This window comes from Pseudomonas sp. MBLB4136 (assembly GCF_051904765.1).
Lineage (GTDB): Bacteria > Pseudomonadota > Gammaproteobacteria > Pseudomonadales > Pseudomonadaceae > Aquipseudomonas.
In genome coordinates this window covers 866,129-886,659 of record NZ_CP196713.1, presented here as the reverse complement: position 1 = coordinate 886,659, position 20,531 = coordinate 866,129, and the positions used below count along the sequence as shown (strand labels likewise).

15 protein-coding genes and 1 pseudogene are annotated in these 20,531 nt (G+C 69.6%); 11 read left to right on the top strand and 5 right to left on the bottom strand.

The genetic code is table 11. The features are described 5' to 3' along the window. Positions 1-3: 3 nt before the first annotated feature. The 3 genes and pseudogenes from ACSX1D_RS03940 to ACSX1D_RS03930 all read left to right on the top strand — a co-directional run bounded on the left by ACSX1D_RS03940 (position 4) and on the right by ACSX1D_RS03930 (position 3,146). On the top strand, positions 4-810 hold the full coding sequence (locus ACSX1D_RS03940; protein ID WP_439861069.1) for a DUF6671 family protein: 807 nt from the start codon (positions 4-6) through the stop codon (positions 808-810). A gap of 27 nt (positions 811-837) precedes the next feature. Further along, positions 838-1,062, top strand: a pseudogene (locus tag ACSX1D_RS03935) (sulfate adenylyltransferase subunit CysD); the annotation flags it as partial. Between the two features lie 143 nt (positions 1,063-1,205). Beyond that, the gene (locus ACSX1D_RS03930; protein WP_439861068.1) at positions 1,206-3,146 is read left to right on the top strand and encodes a UvrD-helicase domain-containing protein; all 1,941 of its coding nucleotides are present in this window, start codon (positions 1,206-1,208) and stop codon (positions 3,144-3,146) included. A 37-nt stretch (positions 3,147-3,183) separates the two neighbouring features. On the opposite strand, the gene ACSX1D_RS03925 is transcribed toward ACSX1D_RS03930, so the two are convergent. The 5 genes from ACSX1D_RS03925 to ACSX1D_RS03905 all read right to left on the bottom strand — a co-directional run bounded on the left by ACSX1D_RS03925 (position 3,184) and on the right by ACSX1D_RS03905 (position 8,562). Next, entirely contained in the window at positions 3,184-3,804 is a 621-nt protein-coding gene (locus ACSX1D_RS03925; protein WP_439861067.1) for a DUF1326 domain-containing protein, read from the bottom strand. A 144-nt stretch (positions 3,805-3,948) separates the two neighbouring features. Next, complete coding sequence (locus tag ACSX1D_RS03920; RefSeq protein ID WP_439861066.1) at positions 3,949-5,058, bottom strand: dihydrolipoamide acetyltransferase family protein; 1,110 nt, start codon at positions 5,056-5,058, stop codon at positions 3,949-3,951. Positions 5,059-5,344: 286 nt separating this feature from the next. Then, entirely contained in the window at positions 5,345-6,331 is a 987-nt protein-coding gene (locus tag ACSX1D_RS03915) for an alpha-ketoacid dehydrogenase subunit beta (protein WP_439861065.1), read from the bottom strand. After that, on the bottom strand, positions 6,324-7,415 hold the full coding sequence (gene pdhA / locus ACSX1D_RS03910) for a pyruvate dehydrogenase (acetyl-transferring) E1 component subunit alpha (protein WP_439861064.1): 1,092 nt from the start codon (positions 7,413-7,415) through the stop codon (positions 6,324-6,326). Before pdhA ends, ACSX1D_RS03915 begins: the two co-directional genes overlap by 8 nt. 124 nt (positions 7,416-7,539) lie before the next feature. Continuing rightward, a complete protein-coding gene (locus ACSX1D_RS03905) occupies positions 7,540-8,562 on the bottom strand; it encodes a Glu/Leu/Phe/Val dehydrogenase dimerization domain-containing protein (RefSeq protein ID WP_439861063.1) in 1,023 nt (340 codons plus the stop codon). 174 nt (positions 8,563-8,736) lie between these two features. On the opposite strand from ACSX1D_RS03905, the gene ACSX1D_RS03900 reads away from it, so the two are divergent. From ACSX1D_RS03900 to gcvT, 8 genes are all read left to right on the top strand, one after another. After that, positions 8,737-9,540, top strand: coding sequence for a SirB1 family protein (locus tag ACSX1D_RS03900; RefSeq protein ID WP_439861062.1), 804 nt, complete (start codon positions 8,737-8,739; stop codon positions 9,538-9,540). A 39-nt stretch (positions 9,541-9,579) separates the two neighbouring features. Continuing rightward, positions 9,580-10,986: an NAD(P)/FAD-dependent oxidoreductase gene (locus tag ACSX1D_RS03895; protein ID WP_439861061.1), complete on the top strand. Its 1,407-nt coding sequence runs from the start codon at positions 9,580-9,582 to the stop codon at positions 10,984-10,986. 357 nt (positions 10,987-11,343) lie between these two features. Next, positions 11,344-11,727 (top strand): glycine cleavage system protein GcvH, encoded by a 384-nt coding sequence (gene gcvH, locus ACSX1D_RS03890; RefSeq protein WP_439861060.1) that lies wholly within the window; start codon positions 11,344-11,346, stop codon positions 11,725-11,727. Between the two features lie 10 nt (positions 11,728-11,737). Further along, the gene (gcvP, locus tag ACSX1D_RS03885) at positions 11,738-14,593 is read left to right on the top strand and encodes an aminomethyl-transferring glycine dehydrogenase (RefSeq protein ID WP_439861059.1); all 2,856 of its coding nucleotides are present in this window, start codon (positions 11,738-11,740) and stop codon (positions 14,591-14,593) included. Between the two features lie 272 nt (positions 14,594-14,865). After that, positions 14,866-16,242, top strand: a complete 1,377-nt coding sequence (locus ACSX1D_RS03880; RefSeq protein WP_439861058.1) for an alanine/glycine:cation symporter family protein — start codon at positions 14,866-14,868, stop codon at positions 16,240-16,242. A 61-nt stretch (positions 16,243-16,303) separates the two neighbouring features. Continuing rightward, positions 16,304-17,557 carry a serine hydroxymethyltransferase gene (glyA, locus tag ACSX1D_RS03875; protein WP_439861057.1) on the top strand — a complete coding sequence of 418 codons (1,254 nt, stop codon included), beginning with the start codon at positions 16,304-16,306 and terminating at the stop codon, positions 17,555-17,557. A 75-nt stretch (positions 17,558-17,632) separates the two neighbouring features. Next, the gene (locus ACSX1D_RS03870; RefSeq protein WP_439861056.1) at positions 17,633-19,009 is read left to right on the top strand and encodes an L-serine ammonia-lyase; all 1,377 of its coding nucleotides are present in this window, start codon (positions 17,633-17,635) and stop codon (positions 19,007-19,009) included. A gap of 124 nt (positions 19,010-19,133) precedes the next feature. Continuing rightward, entirely contained in the window at positions 19,134-20,255 is a 1,122-nt protein-coding gene (gene gcvT / locus ACSX1D_RS03865; protein ID WP_439861055.1) for a glycine cleavage system aminomethyltransferase GcvT, read from the top strand. Positions 20,256-20,531 lie beyond the last annotated feature (276 nt).

Here is a 20,531-nt window from a genome sequence, read left to right as displayed (position 1 = left end):
CCCATGCAGACACTGGCCTTCCTGACCTGCCACGGCAAGACGCCGCTGGTGGCCGAGCCCCTGGCCGCCTGCGGCTACCAGGTGCTGACGGTCGGCGACTACGACACCGACCGCTTCGGCACCTTCAGCCGCGAAGTCGAGCGCCCCGGCAGCGCCCAGGAAACCGCCCTGGCCAAGGCGCGCATGGCTGCCGAGCGCGCCGGCTCGCGCTTCGGCCTGGGCAGCGAGGGCAGCTTCGGCCGCGACCCGTATCTCGGCTGCCTGCCCTGGGACAGCGAGCTGCTGTGCTGGTGGGACCGCGAGCGCGGCTACCCGGTCTACGCCAGCCAGGGTTCGAGCGACACCAATTATGCGCAGCGCCTGGTCACCCGCCTGGACGAGGTGGAGCAGTTCGCCACCCAGATCGGTTTCCCCGAGCACGGACTGATCCTCGGGCGCAGCGGCGAGCCCTGGTTCAGCAAGGGCCTGCGCGTGGCCGGCGCCCTGCAGCAGGCCGCTGCGATACTCGCCGCACAGGGCGAGCTCTGGCTGGAAAGCGACATGCGCGCGCACCTCAACCCGAGCCGCCAGCGGGTGATCCGCAGCGCCGCGGGGCGACTGGCCGAGCGCCTCAGCTGCCGTTGCCCGCAATGCACGGCACCGGGCTTCGCCCTGGCCCGCATCGACGCCGGCCAACGCTGCCGCGCCTGCGACTACCCGACCCGGAGGGCGACGCGCGAGCACTGGCTGTGCCCGGCCTGCAGCCATGGCGAAAGCCGCGAAATCCAGGGCTGGGCCGACCCGGCCGATTGCCAGCTGTGCAACCCCTGAGGCTGCCATGAACGCCATCATTCATTCCTGCCGCACCCGACGGCGCAGCAGCGTGCCAGCGTCCAGCCGCGCTGGGTGCGCTTGCGCTCCCTCGGCCGCTATCCGCTGACCGGCGCGGTGGCTTCCACGGCCCGCGAGCTGCCGCAGATCATTCAGGAAATACTCACCGGCACCACCTCGGAGCACCAGGGGCGGATCATCGACCACGATCAGGAAGGCGCGATGGAGAAGAAGATCGAAGGCTACTTCTAGCTCGCCGCCAACTGGAGCCGCTGCGCGCCCGGGAGCGGCCGCGCTTACCCAAGCGCGGCGCAAACAACCCGACAGCTGCCAGGCGCATGCAGAAAACACATATCATTCAATGAGATACCTAATGACCAAGGGAACCTCATCGAATGCTGGCTGCCGTCGCCCGCTACAAGCTGTTGCTCTCCGGGGCGCTGGCACGCTATTTCCCACGCACCACCGCCTACCTGCGCGCCGAGCGTGAGGCCGGCCTTGGCGAGCCGCCTCCCGCCCGCCGCTCGAGCAAGCCCGGCGCCGCCAGTGCCAGGAAGCCGAGCACTCCCCGGAAAAAGGCGCCCGGCCCTAGCAAGGCCACCCAGCAGGCCAGCACCGGCATCTACGGCCCGGCCCCGCTGCCGGTCGCAGATGAGCAGGTACAGGCGATGCGCGAGCGGGCCGCCGCCGCCGTGGCCGCGAGGGTGATCAGCCCGCCTTCCGAGGAACAATGGGCGATGATCCTCTGCCGCGCGCCGGCCACGCGCATCTTCGCCGGCGCCGGCTCGGGCAAGTCCACCACCCTGGTGCTGCGCGTGGTGTTCATGCTCTGCCACCTGGGAATCGAGCCCGGCCGGCTGACGGTGATCTCCTTCACCAACGCCTCCTGCGCCGAGCTGCGCGAGCAGTTGCGGCGGGTCCTGGCGTTCTGGCAGTTCCCCTTCGACGCCGCCATGGCCCGGCAAACGGTGCGCACCTTCCACTCGGCGATGGCCGCCCTGGCCCGGGAAGTGCTCGACCAGCCGGCCTGGTTCGAACAGCTGGACGACAAGGCCGGCGGCGAGCCGGACAACCCACTGACCGGTGCGCGGCTGCGCCCGGCCCAGGCGCGCGTGCTCAAGCAGGCGTATCAGGATTGCTACGACCAGGACGCGCAGTTTCGCCAGCGGGTGCACAGCCTGCTGGGGCTGCCGCCCGCCGACGCAGGCCGGCGCCAGGCGGCCGCCAAGGCGCCCCTGGGCGGCTTCAAGCTGGCTGGCGAGCTCACCGCGGCGCCCTTGTACGAGGCCTTCCATGCCCAGGCCGGCTTCATCGAAAGCATCGGCCTGCGCATCGAGCGGCTGCAGCCGGCGGGCCTGTCCTGCGGCGCCGGCGAGCGCACCTTCGTCGAGGCCCTGATCCCGTTCTGGCGCTGCTTCCAGGCCAGCCTGCAGGCCCAGGGCCTGATGACCTTCAACGGCGCCTTCCAGCGCCTCACCGACAGCCTCGCCACTGGCGCGCCCGGCGTCCCGGCCCAGGCCCTGGCGCCCTTCCAGCACCTGCTGATCGATGAGTTCCAGGACATCTCGCCGCAGATCGTGCAGTGGCTGCAGGCCCTGCACCGCGCCCTGCAGCGCCAGAAACAGGCGGTCAGCCTGATGGCGATCGGCGATGACTGGCAGTCGATCTACGGCTGGCGCGGCAGCTCGCCCGAACTGTTCATGGACTTCGACAGGCATTTCCCCGGCCGCGGCCGCGCGAAGCACAGCACCGTGCTCATGCTGGAAACCAACTACCGCTCCATCGAGCCAGTGATCCGCGACGGCGAGGCGGTGCTGGCGGCGGTGGAGTTCAAGCAGGCCAAGCGCAGCCAGGCGTTCAAGGCCGCGCAGCCGGGCGATCACGGCGTCAGGCTGGTAGCGGGCTTCGACCTCAAGGCGCGCCTGCCGGAGCTGATCAAGGAAATCGAGGCGCAGTGCCGGCATGCCGCCGCACGCCCCGGCCGCGAGCGCACCGCCGTGCTGGTGCTGAGCCGGCGCAACCAGCCCCTGCAGGCCATCCAGGCCCAGCTGGACCGCAAGCTACCGGTCAAGGCCTACACCATCCACCGCGCCAAGGGACTGCAGGCCGAGGTCGCCGTCATCGTCGACGACTGCGTGCCGCCGGAAAAGCACCCGCTGCGCAACGCCCTCTACGCCCAGTCGGGGTTCTTCCGCAACAGCTACGACCAGGCCATGCAGGACGAAAGCCTGCGCCTGGCGTATGTCGCCATCACCCGCGGCGTCAGCCGCGTGCTGTGGTTCACCCGCAAGCCCCGGGGCGCGAGCGAACTGCTGGCGAGGCGGGGCAAGGGCTGAAGTAGGCCCAGATGACCCGTCCAGATCCGCCAAGCACTCAACCGACGCAGCCCTGCTCGCTGAACCGGACCCGCGCCACGGCGCCGTACTTGTTGGCGTAGCTCGCCAGCAGTTGCTCGTCGCGCCACCACCAGCGCCTGGCGTTGGTCATCAGGCCGCGTTTGTATTCGATGCCGTGGGGCAGGTCGACCCAGGGTTCGATGACGCTGCCATCGGGGTAGCTGAGCAGTTCGCTCTCGGCCTCGGCGAAGCCCTCGATGCGCACCCGGCCCTGGCCGCCGGCGAACTCGAAGTCGATCGGCGCCACCTTGGTCGGCAACCACTGGCTGACCAGTTGCGTGCCGAACAGCTCGAAGATGCCGCCGCCGGCCTGGCCGCTGCCGATGGCCTGCAAGGCCTGGCGCTGCTCGGTGTCGGCGCGGCTGTCGAGGTACAGGCAGGCACTGCCCTGGCCCTCCTCGACCAGCCCGGGAAATTTGTAATAGAGGGCGAAGCGCAGGCCATCGAGCTTGAGCTCGGCGAACTGGCCAGTGAGGATGCTCCAGGCGCCCCAGCCCATGCAGCGCCCCTCGGTGGGTCGCGCGTTGAAGTTGCACGGGCAGCCCCAGTCGCAGTTGCAGGCGGTGAAGTAGTCCGCCTCGAAGCTCCAGCGAGTCATCTGGCCTCCTCGGCTGCGTTCGGCGCGCAGCCCCAGGCAAGGACGCCCGCGCTTGCCATGGCGGTTCGCCGACTGCGTAACCGGGCGCAGGTACCGGCGAGGAGTCTCCCAAGAGAAATTATAGGTTGGGGCGCAGACGCTGGATCAGCCGTCCGGCTGCTCGAGGGCCTGCACCAGCGCCTTGAGGAAGCGCGCCGCCTCGCCGCCGGTGACCGCGCGGTGGTCGAAGGTCAGCGACAGCGGCAGGATCGGGTGCACCACCACCTTGCCGTCCACCGCCACCGGCTCGTCGCGGATGCCGCCGGCGCCGATGATCGCCACCTGCGGCGGCACCACGATGGGGTTGGCGTAGCGGCCGAACAGGGTGCCGAAGTTGGACAGGGTGAGGGTCGCGCCCATCATTTCCTGGGGCGGAATGGAGCGCGCCTTGACGTCCGCGCGCAGGCGCGTCGCCCCTTCGCGCAGGTCCTCGGCACTGCGCGCGCCGACGTTGCGCAGCACCGGCACGAACAGGCCCTCGGGACTGTCCACGGCGATGCCCAGGTCGAGCTGCTCGTGCTGCTTGATCGACAGGTTCTTGCCGTCGAACCAGCTGTTGAGCACCGGTTCCACCGCGCAGGCCGCGGCGATGGCCTGGGCCAGACGCACCAGCGGGTCGCGGGCCTGCTTCCAGCGATGCAGGTCGGCGTCGCCGACTATGACCACCGGCACCACCTCGGCGTGGGAGCGGGCCATGTTGATCGCCATGCTGCGCCGCACGCCGCGCAGCTTCTCGCCGCCGAACTTGTCGCGGGCGGTCTGGGTGGCGGCCTCGACGTCGGCGCGGGTGATCAGGCCGTCGCTGCCGGTGCCGCTCAGGCTGCCCAGGTCGACGCCCAGCTGGCGCGCCAGCTGGCGCACCGCCGGGGTGGCGCGCGGCGCCAGGTGCTCGCGGGTCGAGGGCGCGGCGCCGACGAAGAAGCTGTCGGCCTGGGCCTCGCCGCCGCCCTCCAGGCGGCCGACCACGGTACCGGAGTCGGCCTCGCCCTCGTAGGCCAGCAGCGGCTCGCCGACATGCAGGATGTCGCCCTCGGTGCCGAAGGTCTTGTGCACCACGCCGTCGTAGGGCGCGGGGATGTCGACGATGGCCTTGGCGGTTTCCACCGAGACCAGCAGCTGGTCGGTCTTCACCTCGTCGCCGGCCTTGACGTGCCACTCGACGATCTCGGCTTCCTGCAGGCCTTCGCCCAGGTCGGGCAGCTTGAAGTATTTCATCGTTGCATCTCCTCGTTGGCCTTGAGCCCGCGTAGGGTGCGCTCTGCGCACCATTGTCCCGCGGTGGTGCTGCCGGTGCGCACGGCGCACCCTACGGTTTGCCTGAGTAGGGTGCGCTCTGCGCACCGTCGTCCTGCGGTGGTGCTGCCGGTGCGCACGGCGCACCCTACGGTTTGCCTGGGTAGGGTGCGCTGCGCGCTCCGTCGTACCGCCAGTGTTGCCGGTGCGCGGGGCGCACCCTACGGAGGATGCGCCGTGCACGAGGGCGCATCGGCGCGGCAGCGCCTCAGGCGTAGTTCAGTACCGTCTCGCAGGCGGCGAGTATGTCCTCGACGCCCGGGATATAGAGTTGCTCCAGGCGGTACAGCGGCGGCGGAATGTCCGGCGCGGTGACCCGCTGGATCGGCGCCTGCAGGTCGAGCAACGCCCGCTCGTAGAGGCTGGCGGCGATCTCCGCGCCGACCGCGCAGCTCTTCGGCGCCTCATGGACGATCACACAGCGCCCGGTCTTGCGCACCGAGGCCTCGAGGGTGTCGAGGTCCAGCGGCTTGACGCAGGCGACGTCGATCACCTCGGCGGCGATGCCCAGCTCGGCCAGCTGGCTGGCGGCCTGCAGGGTCTCGTGTACGCTGGCGCCCCAGCTGACCAGGGTCAGGTCGCTGCCCTCGCGCAGGGTGAAGCAGCTATCGAGCGGCAGGCGCTTGCCGTCGTCGACCAGCACCTGGGGGTTCATCCGGTACAACCGGGTCGGCTCGAGGAAGATCACCGGGTCGGGGTCGTCGATGGCCGCCAGCAGCAGGCCATAGGCCCGCGCTGGCGACGAGGGGATGACCACGCGCAGACCGGGCACCTGGGCGAACATCGCCTCGGTGCTTTCGCTGTGGTGCTCCGGGGCGCGGATGCCGGCGCCCATCGGCGTGCGCAGCACCATGGGGCAGGTCAGGCGGCCGCGGGTGCGGTTGCGCAGGCGGCTGGCGTGGGACACCAGATGGTCCAGGGCCGGGTAGATGAAGCCCATGAACTGGATCTCCATCACCGGCTTGAGGCCCTGGGCGGCCATGCCGACCGCCAGGCCGGCGATCATGGTCTCGGCCAGCGGCGTGTCGATCACCCGCTTGAAGCCGAAGGCCTCGCGCAGGCCGAGGGTGGCGCGGAACACGCCGCCGTTGACGCCGATGTCCTCGCCGAGCACCACGACATTCTCGTCCTCGGCCATGGCCCGGTGCAGGGCCAGGTTGACCGCCTCCAGCAGGCTCAGCTTCTGCTCACTCATGGCGCTTCTCCTCGCGGCGCGCGGCCCGCTCCCTGAGCGCCTCGCGCTGTTCGGCCAGGGCCGCCGGCCACTGCGCGTAGACGTAGTCGAAGACGCTGTCGACGGGCTGCTCGCCGGCCGCCTCGAAGGCCTCCACCGCCCGCTGGACCCGGGTCTGGCACTCGCCAACCAGTTCCTGCTCGCGCTTCTCGTCCCACACCCCCTGGGCCGCCAGGTAGCTCTGCAGGCGCTTGATCGGCTCCTCCTGCCAGGCCTGCTTGACCTCGGCGGCCGGACGGTAGCGGCTGGCGTCGTCGGCGGTGGTGTGGTCGCCCAGGCGGTAGCTGAGGCATTCCAGCAGCACCGGTCCCTTGCCCTGGCGGGCGCGCTCCAGGGCGCTGCCCATGCGGTCGTAGACGGCGAGGATGTCATTGCCGTCCACCTGCTCGCCGTGAAAGCCCGCGCCGATGGCCTTCTGCGCCAGGGTCGGGGCGCCGCACTGGATGCGTCGCGGCACCGAGATGGCCCACTGGTTGTTGTTGACCACGAACACCACCGGCAACTGCCAGGCGCCGGCGACGTTCAGCGCCTCGAGGAAGTCGCCCTTGCTGGTGGCACCATCGCCGCAGGTGGTCACCGCCACCCGGTGCTCGCCACGGATCTTCATCGCCGTGGCCACCCCGCAGGCATGCAGGGCCTGGGTGGCGATCGGCACGCAGAGCGGGAAGTCCTGCCCCACGGCCGGATCGACGTAGGCACTGCCGCGCTCGTCGCCGCCCCAGTAGAGGAGGATTTCCTCCATCTTCACCCCGCGCATGACCTGCGCCGCGGTGTCGCGGTAGTAGGGCACCAGCACGTCCTCGGGGCGCATCCGCGCGCCGATGGCCACGCCGATGGCCTCCTGGCCGACGGTCGGCGCGTAGGTGCCGATGCGTCCGGTGCGCTGTAGGGCCACGGCCTTCTGGTCGAACAGGCGGGTCAGCACCATCTGCCGGTACAGGCGGATCAGCAGGTCGAAGTCGTCGGCCCAATCCGGCAGCGTGCCGAGCAGGCCGCCATGCGGATCGAGGTAACGGGTGTAGGGCAGTTTCAGACTCTCAGGCATGCAAAACCTCCTCGGCACCTGGTAGGTGGTTGAGCGGCACCCGCCGCTCGTGGCGGCGGGCTGACCCGGGGCGCCGCCGGTAGGCGGGCATCCCGCTCTGTCGCAAGGCGCTCGGCACGCCCCCTCAGCGGCCGTACAGCAGGCGCTCGGCCAGGCTGTCGGCGACCCGTGCCGGCGAGCGTTTCTCGGCCTCGGCGTGGGCGTAGATTTCCGTCAGGCGCTCGCTGATCTTGGTCAGGTGCGCGGTAATGGTGGCCAGGCTCGCGCCACGGTGCTGCAGCGCCACGTAGATCAGCCCGCCGGAATTGATCACGTAGTCCGGCGCATAGAGGATGCCCCGGTCCTGCAGGGTGTCGGCGACCTCCGCACTGGCCAGCTGGGTGTTCGCCGCCCCCGCCACCGCCGAACAGCGCAGCTGCTGAACCGTCTCGGCGTCGAGGATGCCGCCCAGGCCGCAGGGCGCGAGGATGTCGCAGGGTGTGGCGAGCAGGGACTCGCTGGGCACCGCCTGGGCGCCCAGCTGCTCGACCGCCAGCTGCACCCGGCCGGCGTCCAGGTCGCTGACCAGCAGCTCGGCGCCGACTGCGTGCAACTGCTCGGCCAGGGCGTAGCCAACGTGACCGAGGCCCTGGATGGCCACGCGCAGGCCCGTCAGGTCGTCGCTGCCCAGGCGGGCCAGGGCGGTGGCGCGAATCCCGGCGAACACGCCCATGGCCGTGTGCGGCGAGGGGTCGCCGCCGCGGGTGGTGCTGGTGACGTGATTGGTGTGCTGGGCGATGCAGTCCATGTCGGCGCTGGAGGTGCCGCTGTCCACGGCGGTGATGTAGCGCCCACCCAGGCTCTCGATCATGCGGCCGAAGGCCTCGAACAGCGCGCCGCGATTCGCCACATGGGCCGGGCGGATGAGCACCGACTTGCCGCCGCCCTGCTCCAGGCCCGCCAGCGCCGCCTTGTAACTCATGCTCTTGGCCAGGCCGATGGCGTCGCGAATGGCGCTCTGCTCGTCGGGGTAGGACAGGTAGCGGCAACCGCCGAGGGCCGGACCCAGGCGGGTGCTGTGGATGGCGATCACCGCCTTGAGCCCGGTTGCCGGGTCCTGGGCGAGGTGCAGTTCCTCCAGTCGCGAGGCTTCCATCATGGCGAACATGCTGTGGCTCCTTGGGCTCGCGACGGCGCGGCGCTCGATCCGCTTGCCGCTACCGCCGAGCATCGTCGTTATCGCCAGTATAGGCAGGCCCTTCGCAGGCGCCGGGGCAAGCCGACACAAGACTGGACGCCAGCGTCCTGGCCGGCTACAAACCAGTGATCCGCCGAGGTGACCATGAGCCCCCGCCAATCCTGCCTTGCCTGCCTGGACCGTGAGCCGCCCGCCCTGTTCGAGGCGGCGCTGTGGATTGCCGCCGAGCACGACCCGGCGCTGCAGCCGCAGCAGCTGCTGCGCGAGCTGCACTCCTTGCAGCAGCTGGTGGCCAACGGCCTGCCGGACCTGCCCGCGCGGGAACTGGCGCAGCCGCTGCTGCGCCGCCTCAACGAGCTGGACTTCCACGAGGACGATGTCAGTCCGCCACAACCGCGTGGCGCCCTGCTGCACCTGGTATTGCGCCAGCGCCGCGGGCAGCCGCTGTCGCTGGCGCTGATCGCCCTGGAGCTGGCCAGGCGCCTGGAGATTCCCCTGCAGGGGGTGAACTTCCCCGGACGCTTTCTGTTGCGCGTGCCGGGTGCCGACCACCTGCTCGACCCCTGCGGCGGGCGGCGCCTGTACACCCGCGATTGCCGCGAGCTGCTGCTGCGCCAGCTCGGTGGCCACGCCGAACTGACGGCCGCGCATCTGCTGAGCTGCGATGCCGGGGCCATGCTGCAGCGCCTGTCGCGCAACCTGCGCCAGCTGCATCAGCTCAACGACGACCCGCTGGCCGCCCTCAAGGATGCCGAGCGGGTGCTGCAGCTGGGCCCGCCGAGCGTCGCCGACCACCTGGCCCGCGCCGACCTCTACCACCAGCTGGACTGCCCCCAGGCCGAACGCTTCGACCTGCAGCGCGCCCTGCTGCTGTGCGACGAGCCGGCCCAGCGCCTGCAGCTCGGCGAGCGCCTGCGTCGGCTAAGCGCCAGCCCGGCGCTGCACTGACGCCGCCGCGCCGCGCCACACACCAGAAGGAGCTCCGCGATGCCGGCCCGGCCGCCGATCAGCCTGTGGATGGAGCAAGCCGACCCGCCCGCGCCGACCCGTGCGGCGCTGGCCGGCAGCCTGGAAGTCGACGTGGCGATCATCGGCGCCGGCTACACGGGCCTCTGGACCGCCTACTACCTCAAGCGCCAGGCGCCCACGCTGCGCATCGCCCTGCTCGAGGCCGAGTACGCCGGCTTCGGCGCCTCGGGGCGCAACGGTGGCTGGCTGCTGGGCGGCCTGCTGGGCGAGGAACGCCTGCTCGGCGACCTGCCGACCGAGCGCCACCACGCGGCCTTCGCGCTGCTGCACGGCATTCCCGACGAGGTGGCGACGGTGCTGCAGCGCGAGGGCATCGCCTGCGACTACCGCAAGGGCGGCGTGCTGCACTGCGCGGCGCGCTATCCGGAGCAGGCCGGGCGCCTGCGCGCCTGGCTCGACGCGCTGCATCGCCTGGGCTTGGGCGAGGCCGACTACCGCTGGCTGACGCCGGCCGAGCTGAACCGGCAGCTGCGCCTCAACGGCGCGCTCGGCGCCATCTACAGCCCGCACTGCGCCACCATCCAGCCGGCCAGGCTGGTCCGTGGCCTGGCCCTGGCGGTCGAGCGCCTGGGGGTACGGCTGTTCGAGCAGAGCCGGGTCAGCCACTGGCAGCCGGGCCTGCTGCGTACCGCCCAGGGCGAGCTGCGGGCCGACTGGATAGTGCCGGCCGTGGAGGGCTATGCCGCCGAACTGCCGCCTCTGGGCCGCTATCAACTGCCGGTGCAGAGCCTGATGGTGGCCACCGCGCCCCTGCCGCGCGCGCTGTGGCAGGAGATCGGCCTGGACCGCGGCCAGGCCTTCGCCGAGTTCAGCCGCCAGGTCACCTACGGCCAGCGCAGCGCCGACGACCGCCTGGTATTCGGCGCCCGCGGCGGCTACCGCTTCGGCGGCCGGCTGCGCCAGGACTTCACCCTCGATGACGGGGAAATCGGCCTGCGCCGCGAGCTGCTCGGCGAGCTGTTCCCCCAGCTGCGCAATGTCGAGATCAGCCATGCCTGGGGCGGCAACCTCGGCATGGCCAGGCGCATCCAGCCGCACATGCTGCTCGACCGGCAAAGCCGCATCGCCCTGGCCGGCGGCTATGGCGGCGAGGGCGTCGGCGCCAGCAACCTGGCCGGGCGCACCCTGGCCGACCTCATGCTCGGCCACACCAGCCCCCTGACCGAACAACCCTGGGTGTTCGCCGGGCGGCCGCTGACCAGCCTGCGCGCCTGGGAGCCGGAGCCCTGGCGCTGGCTCGGCTACAACGCCATCGCCAGCAGCTTCCGCCACGAGGACCGGGTGCTGGCGAATCCCCGCAGCCCGGCCTGGCGCCGCGCCCTGGCGACCAGGCTGGCAGACTTCATGGAACGCCTGATGGGCTGATGTGACGCCGGGAGCGCCACCCACGCAGCGGCAGCCGTAGGGCAAGGCAGACCCACTCGTATCGATTTCAATACGGCGTAACGAAAGCGACACAAAAGCGACGCATACCTGCCAAACCGCGACATCACGGGCCTTTTCCCGCCGCCACGGCCTGCGCCGGCAGCAGTTGTATCGAATTCGATACAGCCAGCACTTGTATCCCACCCACACATAAATCGTAAGTCATTGTTTTTATTATATTTATGTCACTTGGCACCAGCTTTGCTTAGATCACCAGCAGATAGCTCGCTGCCCGACACGAGCGCCCGATCACGCCCGCAGCAGAAACGGGCGAACCCGCCCACTTGAGGAGTTCACATGAGCGAATTGCGTTTTACCGTCGATCACGAATGGCTGCGTCAGGATGCCGATGGCCTGGTTACCGTTGGCATCACCGCCTATGCCCAGGAAGCCCTGGGTGACGTGGTGTTCGTGCAGCTGCCGGATGCGCAGGGCTATGCCCAGGGCGACGAAGTGGCCGTGCTGGAGTCGGTCAAGGCCGCCAGCAACATCGCCATGCCGCTGGACGGTGAGATCGTCGAAGTCAACGCCGAGCTGGAAGGCAGCCCGGAGCTGGTCAACGAAGACCCGCTGAACAAGGGCTGGTTCTTCCGCTTCCGCCCCACCGATGCCAGCGCTGTCGCCGCCCTGCTCGACCAGGACGCCTACCAGCGTCTGCTCAAAGCCAACGACGAAGCCTGAGGGCCGCGCCATGCCTGAACTCACGACCCAGAACGAATTCATCGCCCGGCATATCGGCCCGCGTGACGCCGACACCGCCGCCATGCTCGCCACCCTGGGCTTCGATTCCGTCGAGGCGCTGATCGCCAGCGTCATCCCGGAGAGCATCAAGGGCTCCAGCGTGCTCGGCCAGACCCCGGGCCTGAGCGAGGCCGATGCCCTGGCCAAGATCAAGGCCATCGCCGCCAAGAACCTGCAGTTCAAGACCTACATCGGTCAGGGCTACTACGGCACCCACACGCCGAGCCCGATCCTGCGCAACCTCCTGGAAAACCCGGCCTGGTACACCGCCTACACGCCCTACCAGCCGGAAATCTCCCAGGGCCGCCTGGAAGCGCTGCTGAACTTCCAGACCCTGATCAGCGACCTCACCGGCCTGCCGATCGCCAACGCCTCGCTGCTGGACGAAGCCACCGCGGCCGCCGAGGCCATGACCTTCTGCAAGCGCCTGTCGAAGAACAAGGCCAGCAACGCCTTCTTCGCCTCGCAGCATTGCCACCCGCAGACCCTCGACGTGCTGCGCACCCGTGCCGAGCCCCTGGGCATCGAAGTGGTGGTCGGTGACGAGCGCGCCATCGACGACGCCAGCGCCTACTTCGGCGCCCTGCTGCAGTACCCGGCCAGCAACGGCGACATCTTCGACTACCGCGAACTGGTCGAGCGCTTCCACGAGGCCAAGGCGCTGGTCGCCGTGGCCGCCGACCTGCTGGCCCTGACCCTGCTCAGCGCCCCGGGCGAGTTCGGCGCCGACGTGGCCATCGGCAGCGCCCAGCGCTTCGGTGTGCCGCTGGGCTTCGGCGGCCCGCATGCCGCCTACTTCGCCACCCGCGACACCTTCAAGCGCGACATGCCCGGCCGCCTGGTCGGCGTCTCGGTCGACCGTTTCGGCAAGCCGGCCCTGCGCCTGGCCATGCAGACCCGCGAGCAGCACATCCGCCGCGAGAAGGCCACCAGCAACATCTGCACCGCCCAGGTGCTGCTGGCCAACATCGCCAGCATGTACGCGGTGTACCACGGCCCCCAGGGCCTGACCGCCATCGCCCAGCGCGTGCACCAGCTGACCGCCATCCTCGCCGCGGGCCTGGCCAAGCTGGGCCTGCCCGCCGAGCAGGAGAGCTTCTTCGATACCCTGACCCTGGCCACCGCCGCGCGCACCGCACAGCTGCACCAGCAGGCCCGCGAGATGGGCATCAACCTGCGCGAGATCGACGCCGAGCGCCTCGGCCTGTCGCTGGACGAGACCACCGACCAGGCCGCCGTCGAGCGCCTGTGGGAAGTCTTCGCCGAGCCGGGCCAGAACCTCCCGGACTTCGCCGAGCTGGCCGCCGCCACCGCCGCGCGCCTGCCCCAGGCCCTGCTGCGCCAGTCGGCGATCCTGCAGCACGAAGTGTTCAACCGCTACCACAGCGAAACCGAGCTGATGCGCTACCTGCGCAAGCTGGCCGACAAGGACCTGGCCCTGGATCGCAGCATGATCCCGCTGGGCTCCTGCACCATGAAGCTCAACGCCGCCAGCGAAATGATCCCGGTCACCTGGCCGGAGTTCGGCAACCTGCACCCCTTCGCCCCGGCCGAGCAGAGCCAGGGCTACCAGCAGCTGACCGACGAGCTGGAGGCCATGCTGTGCGCCGCCACCGGCTATGACGGCGTGTCCCTGCAGCCGAACGCCGGATCCCAGGGCGAGTACGCCGGCCTGCTGGCGATCCGCGCCTACCACCGCAGCCGCGGCGAGGAGCAGCGCGACATCTGCCTGATCCCGCAGTCCGCCCACGGCACCAACCCGGCCACCGCCAGCATGTCCGGCATGCGCGTGGTGGTGACCGCCTGCGACGCCCGCGGCAACGTCGACATCGACGACCTGCGCGCCAAGGCCCAGGAGCACCAGCACCGCCTGGCCGCGCTGATGATCACCTACCCGTCGACCCACGGCGTGTTCGAGGAAGGCATCCGCGAGATCTGCCAGATCGTTCACGACAACGGCGGCCAGGTGTACATCGACGGCGCCAACATGAACGCCATGGTCGGCCTCTGCGCCCCGGGCCAGTTCGGCGGCGACGTCTCGCACCTGAACCTGCACAAGACCTTCTGCATCCCCCACGGCGGCGGCGGCCCGGGCGTCGGCCCGATCGGCGTCAAGTCGCACCTGATCCCCTTCCTGCCGGGCCACGACAAGATGGCGCGCAAGGAAGGCGCGGTCAGCGCGGCGCCGTTCGGCAGCGCCAGCATCCTGCCGATCACCTGGATGTACATCACCATGATGGGCGGCGAAGGCCTCAAGCGCGCCTCGCAGATGGCCATCCTCAACGCCAACTACATCGCCCGTCGCCTGGAAGAGCACTACCCGGTGCTGTACAGCGGCGAAGGCGGCCTGGTGGCCCACGAGTGCATCCTCGACATCCGCCCGCTCAAGGAGTCCAGCGGCATCAGCGTCGACGACGTGGCCAAGCGCCTGATCGACTTCGGCTTCCACGCCCCGACCATGTCCTTCCCGGTGGCCGGCACGCTGATGATCGAGCCGACCGAGAGCGAATCCAAGGAAGAACTGGATCGCTTCTGCGACGCCATGATCGCCATCCGCGAGGAAATCCGCGCGGTCGAGCGTGGTGACCTGGACGCCGAGGACAACCCGCTGAAGAACGCGCCGCACACCGCCCTGGAACTGGTCGGCGAGTGGACCCACGGCTACAGCCGCGAGCAGGCGGTCTACCCGCTCGCCTCCCTGATCGACGGCAAGTACTGGCCGCCGGTCGGCCGGGTCGACAACGTGTTCGGCGACCGCAACCTGATCTGCGCCTGCCCGTCGATCGAGGCCTACCAGGACGCCTAAGCAGTAGCCCTGGCCCGGCCGCGCGCCGGGCCAGCCAACCGTGGCCTCGAGCGGCGTTGAGCGGCTCGAGGCCGGCAGGAGTTTGTGGGTGCGCGGTGTGCGTCCCTGTGTCGGCAAACCCATGGCACATAGCGCGCACCCACAACCGGTTCGCCGCTCCACGGCGGATCGTTTAGCGCAAAACAGCAATTCCCATCGCGGCACGACCGCCTAACAGCCCTTATTCGAAGCAGGCCACCCCTGCGCCCTAACAACAAGAAAAGGAGCGTTACATGGAATTCATCACCAATCTGGTCAATCAAATCAACGGCCTGGTCTGGGGCCCACCGATGCTGGTGGCGATCCTCGGCACCGGCCTGTTCCTCATGCTGCGCCTGAAGCTGATGCCGCTGAGCAAGATCGGCGCCGGCTTCGCCCTGATGTGGCAAGGGCGCAAGAAGGACGATGCGGCCAGCGGCGAGATCAGCCCGTTCCAGGCGCTGATGACCTGCCTGGCCGCCACCGTCGGTACCGGCAACATCGCCGGCGTGGCCACCGCCATCTTCCTCGGCGGCCCCGGCGCGCTGTTCTGGATGTGGTGCACCGCCCTGGTCGGCATGGCCACCAAATACTGCGAAGTGGTGCTGGCGGTGCACTACCGCGAGAAGGACGACCGCGGCGAGCACGTCGGCGGGCCGATGTACGCGATCAAGAACGGCCTGGGCAAGAAGTGGCTGTGGCTGGGCACCGCCTTCGCCATCTTCGGCGGCCTGGCCGGCTTCGGCATCGGCAACATGGTCCAGGTCAATAGCATGGCCCACGCCCTGGAAAGCACCTTCGACATCCCGCTGTGGGCCACCGGCCTGGTCAGCATGGTGCTGGTCGGCCTGGTGATCCTCGGCGGCATCCAGCGCATCGGCAAGGTCGCCGCGACCCTGGTGCCGTTCATGTGCGTGGCCTACATCGTCGCCGCCGTGGCGGTGCTGGTGGCCTTCGCCGACGCCATCCCCGGCGCCTTCGAACTGATCTTCACCCACGCCTTCAGCCCGATCGCCGCCGCCGGTGGCTTCGCCGGCGCCGCGGTGATGGCGGCGATCCGCTTCGGTGTGGCCCGCGGCATCTTCTCCAACGAGGCGGGCCTGGGCACCGCCGGCATCGCCCAGGCGGCCGGCACCACCAACAGCGCCGTGCGCTCGGGGATGATCGGCATGCTCGGGACCTTCATCGACACCATCATCATCTGCAGCATGACCGGCCTGGCGATCATCGCCTCCGGCGTGTGGACCAGCGGCGAGAGCGGTGCGGCCCTGTCGGCGGCGGCCTTCGAAGCGGCCATGCCCGGCTTCGGCGGCGCCCTGCTGAGCATCGCCCTGGTGGTCTTCGCCTTCACCACCATCCTCGGCTGGAGCTACTTCGGCGAGAAGTGCTGGGAGTTCATGGTCGGCACCAAGGCGATCATGCCGTTCCGCATCATCTGGGTGCTGGCCGTGCCGTTCGGCGCCATCGCCCAGCTGGACTTCGCCTGGTTGCTGGCCGACACCCTCAACGGCCTGATGGCACTGCCCAACCTGCTCTCGCTGCTGCTGCTCAGCCCGGTGGTGGTCAAGCTGACCCGCGACCATTTCGCCAACAAGGCCAGCGTCGGCGGCGCCGCTGTCGTACAACGCTAACCCCTCGCATGACCCTGGCGCGGCCGGTTGACGGTCGCGCCCTTCGCCAAGGACCTCTCCCATGTTCCACAAGAGCCTAACCCTCAACGACTACGATCCGGCCCTGGCCCACGCCATCGCCGCCGAAGAGAGCCGCCAGCAGGACCACATCGAGCTGATCGCCTCGGAAAACTACTGCAGCCCGGCCGTGATGCAGGCCCAGGGCAGCGGGCTGACCAACAAGTACGCCGAGGGCTACCCGGGCAAGCGCTACTACGGCGGTTGCGAGCACGTCGACAAGGTCGAGCAACTGGCCATCGAACGCGCCAAGCAACTGTTCGGCGCCGACTACGCCAACGTCCAGCCACACTCCGGCTCTTCGGCCAACGCCGCTGTCTACCTGGCCCTGCTCAACGCCGGCGACACCATCCTGGGCATGAGCCTGGCCCACGGCGGTCACCTGACCCACGGCGCCAAGGTCAGCTCCTCCGGCAAGCTGTACAACGCGGTGCAGTACGGCATCGACGAGAACGGCCTGATCGACTACGCCGAGGTCGAGCGCCTGGCCGTGGAACACCAGCCGAAGATGATCGTCGCCGGCTTCAGCGCCTACTCGCGCACCCTGGACTTCGCCCGCTTCCGCGCCATCGCCGACCAGGTCGGCGCGCTGCTGTTCGTCGACATGGCCCACGTCGCCGGCCTGGTCGCCGCCGGCCTGTACCCCAACCCGCTGCCCTACGCCGACGTGGTCACCACCACCACCCACAAGACCTTGCGCGGCCCGCGCGGCGGCCTGATCCTGGCCAGGTCCAACGAGGAGATCGAGAAGAAGCTCAACTCCGCGGTGTTCCCCGGCGCCCAGGGTGGCCCGCTGATGCACGTGATCGCGGCCAAGGCGGTGTGCTTCAAGGAAGCCCTGGAGCCCGGCTTCAAGGCCTACCAGCAGCAGGTGATCGACAACGCCCAGGCGATGGCCGAGGTGTTCGTCGGCCGCGGCTTCGAGGTGGTCTCCGGCGGCACCGACAACCACCTGTTCCTGCTCAGCCTGATCAAGCAGGGCCTGACCGGCAAGGCCGCCGACGCGGCGCTCGGCGCGGCGCATATCACGGTGAACAAGAACGCCGTGCCCAATGACCCGCAGTCGCCGTTCGTCACCTCCGGCATCCGCATCGGCACCCCGGCGGTGACCACCCGCGGTTTCCAGCAGGGCGAGTGCCGCGCGCTGGCCGGCTGGATCTGCGACATCCTCGACGAGATGGACAACCCCAGCGCGATCGAACGGGTCCGTGGTCAGGTCGCGGACCTGTGCGCCACCTTCCCGGTCTACGCTGAATAGATAAGGTCGCTTCCTGGCCCGGAGCGCGCCCACTCCTGGGCGCGCCGCCCGTTCCGCCAGAAGCCGGAGATCAGCATGTCACTTAGCGTTTTCGATCTGTTCAAAATCGGCATCGGTCCCTCCAGCTCGCACACCGTCGGGCCGATGCGTGCCGCCGTGCGTTTCGTCGAAGGCCTGCGCCGCGACGACCTGCTCGCCAGCACCGAATCCATCAAGGTCGAGCTGTACGGCTCGCTCGGCGCCACCGGCAAGGGCCATGGCAGCGACAAGGCAGTCTTGCTCGGCCTGGAAGGCGAGCAACCGGATACCGTCGACACCCGCACGGTGGACTCGCGCCTGGCGGCGATGCGCAAGGCCGGCGAACTCAAGCTGCTCGGCGAGAAGTCGATCCGCTTCGTCGAGAAAGAACACCTGGCGATGATCCGCAAGCCCCTGCCCTACCACCCCAACGGCATGATCTTCCGCGCCTTCGACGGCGCCGGCCTGCAGATCCGCTCGCGCGAGTACTACTCGGTGGGTGGTGGTTTCGTGGTCGACGAGGAAGCCGCCGGTGCCGACCGCATCGTCGAGGACCGCACGCCCCTGACCTATCCCTTCACCACCGCCAAGCAGCTGCTGGCCCACTGCGCCGAGCACAACCTGTCGATCAGCCAGGTGATGCTGGCCAACGAGACCGCCTGGCGCCCCGAGGCGGAAACCCGCGAAGGCCTGCTGAAGATCTGGCAGGTGATGCAGGACTGCGTCGAGGCCGGCTGCCAGAACGAGGGCATCATGCCCGGCGGGCTCAAGGTCAAGCGCCGCGCCGCCGCGCTGCACCGCCAGCTGTGCAAGCACCCGGAAGCGGCCCTGCGTGATTCGCTCAGCGTGCTCGACTGGGTCAACCTCTATGCCCTGGCGGTCAACGAGGAAAACGCCAGCGGCGGCCGCGTGGTGACCGCCCCGACCAACGGCGCGGCCGGCATCGTGCCGGCGGTGCTGCACTACTACATGCGCTTCATCGCCGGCGCCAACGAGGACGGCGTGGTGCGCTTCCTGCTCACCGCCGCGGCCATCGGCATCCTCTACAAGGAGAACGCCTCGATCTCCGGCGCCGAGGTCGGCTGCCAGGGCGAGGTCGGCGTGGCCTGCTCGATGGCCGCCGGGGCCCTGTGCGAAGTGCTCGGCGGTACGGTGGCGCAGGTGGAGAACGCCGCCGAGATCGGCATGGAGCACAACCTCGGCCTGACCTGCGACCCGATCGGCGGCCTGGTCCAGGTGCCATGCATCGAACGCAACGCCATGGGCTCGGTGAAGGCGATCAACGCCGCCCGCATGGCCCTGCGCGGCGACGGCCAGCACTTCGTCTCGCTGGACAAGGTGATCCGCACCATGCGCCAGACCGGCGCCGACATGAAGAGCAAGTACAAGGAAACCGCCCGCGGCGGCCTGGCGGTCAACATCATCGAATGCTGATTTGTAGGGTGCGCTATGCGCACCAATGCTCTACACGTGCGCCCACGCACCAACGCCCTTCCGGTGCGCACGGCGCACCCAAATCTTTAACGGTGCGCATGGCGCACCCTACCGGAGACATTGCATGACCACCGAAACCCTGGCGAAAACCCCTCTGCATGCCCTGCACCTGGAACTAGGCGCGCGCATGGTGCCGTTCGCCGGCTACGACATGCCGGTGCAATACCCGCTCGGCGTGATGAAGGAACACCTGCACACCCGCGAGCAGGCCGGCCTGTTCGACGTCTCGCACATGGGCCAGATCGTTCTGCGCGGCGCCGAGGCCGCCAAGGCCCTGGAAACCCTGGTGCCGGTGGACATCGTCGACCTGCCGGTGGGTATGCAGCGTTACGCCATGTTCACCGATGACAATGGCGGCATCCTCGACGACCTGATGGTCGCCAACCTGGGCGACGACACCCTGTTCCTGGTGGTCAACGCCGCCTGCAAGCAGCAGGACCTGATGCACCTGCAGCAGCACATCGCTGGCCAGTGCCAGATCGAGTCGCACTTCGACCGCGCCCTGCTCGCCCTGCAGGGCCCCAAGGCCGTGGACGCGCTGGCGCGCCTGGCCCCGGAAGTGGCGAAGATGACCTTCATGCAGTTCGCCGCCGTGCGCCTGCTCGGCGTCGACTGCTACGTCAGCCGCTCCGGCTACACCGGCGAAGACGGCTACGAGATCTCGGTCCCGGCCGAGCACGCCGAGACCCTGGCCCGCAGCCTGCTGGCCGAGCCGGAAGTCGAGGCCATCGGCCTCGGCGCGCGCGACTCGCTGCGCCTGGAAGCCGGCCTGTGCCTGTACGGCCACGACATGAGCACCAGCACCACGCCGATCGAGGCCAGCCTGCTGTGGGCCATCTCCAAGGCGCGCCGCGCCGACGGCGCCCGTGCCGGCGGCTTCCCCGGCGCCGAGCGGATCTTCGCCCAGCAGCGTGAAGGCGTCGCCAGCAAGCGCGTCGGCCTGCTGCCGCAGGAGCGCGTGCCGGTGCGCGAAGGCGCGGAAATCGTCGACGCCGACGGCCAGGTGATCGGCCAGGTGTGCAGCGGTGGCTTCGGCCCGACCCTCGGCGCGCCGGTGGCCATGGGCTACGTGCAGAGCAGCCATGTGGCGGTGGACAGCGAGGTCTGGGCGCTGGTGCGCGGCAAGCGCGTGGCCATGAAAGTAGCCAAGACCCCCTTCGTGCCGCAGCGCTACTACCGCGGCTGATCCCCCGGCCCTCGCCGCCTGCCGGCGAGGGCCTCCTGGCGCATCAATCGCGCTAGAGCCCCCGCTGCACGCCTCATGGCTTGCCCGATCGCGATCTGATAGCCAGAATGCAGGGTAAGTCCCCGCCACTGCGTGCCCGGACCTTTCGAGTCATTCTGCCCAACGCGATACCCGCCGCCACCGCGGAGCGCTGGATCTTCGCCCGCTGCAATGGGGCGGCCCAAGCGGCCAAGGCGCGGTCGGGCTCCAGACATAACGCCGAGCCAGTGAGGCAGT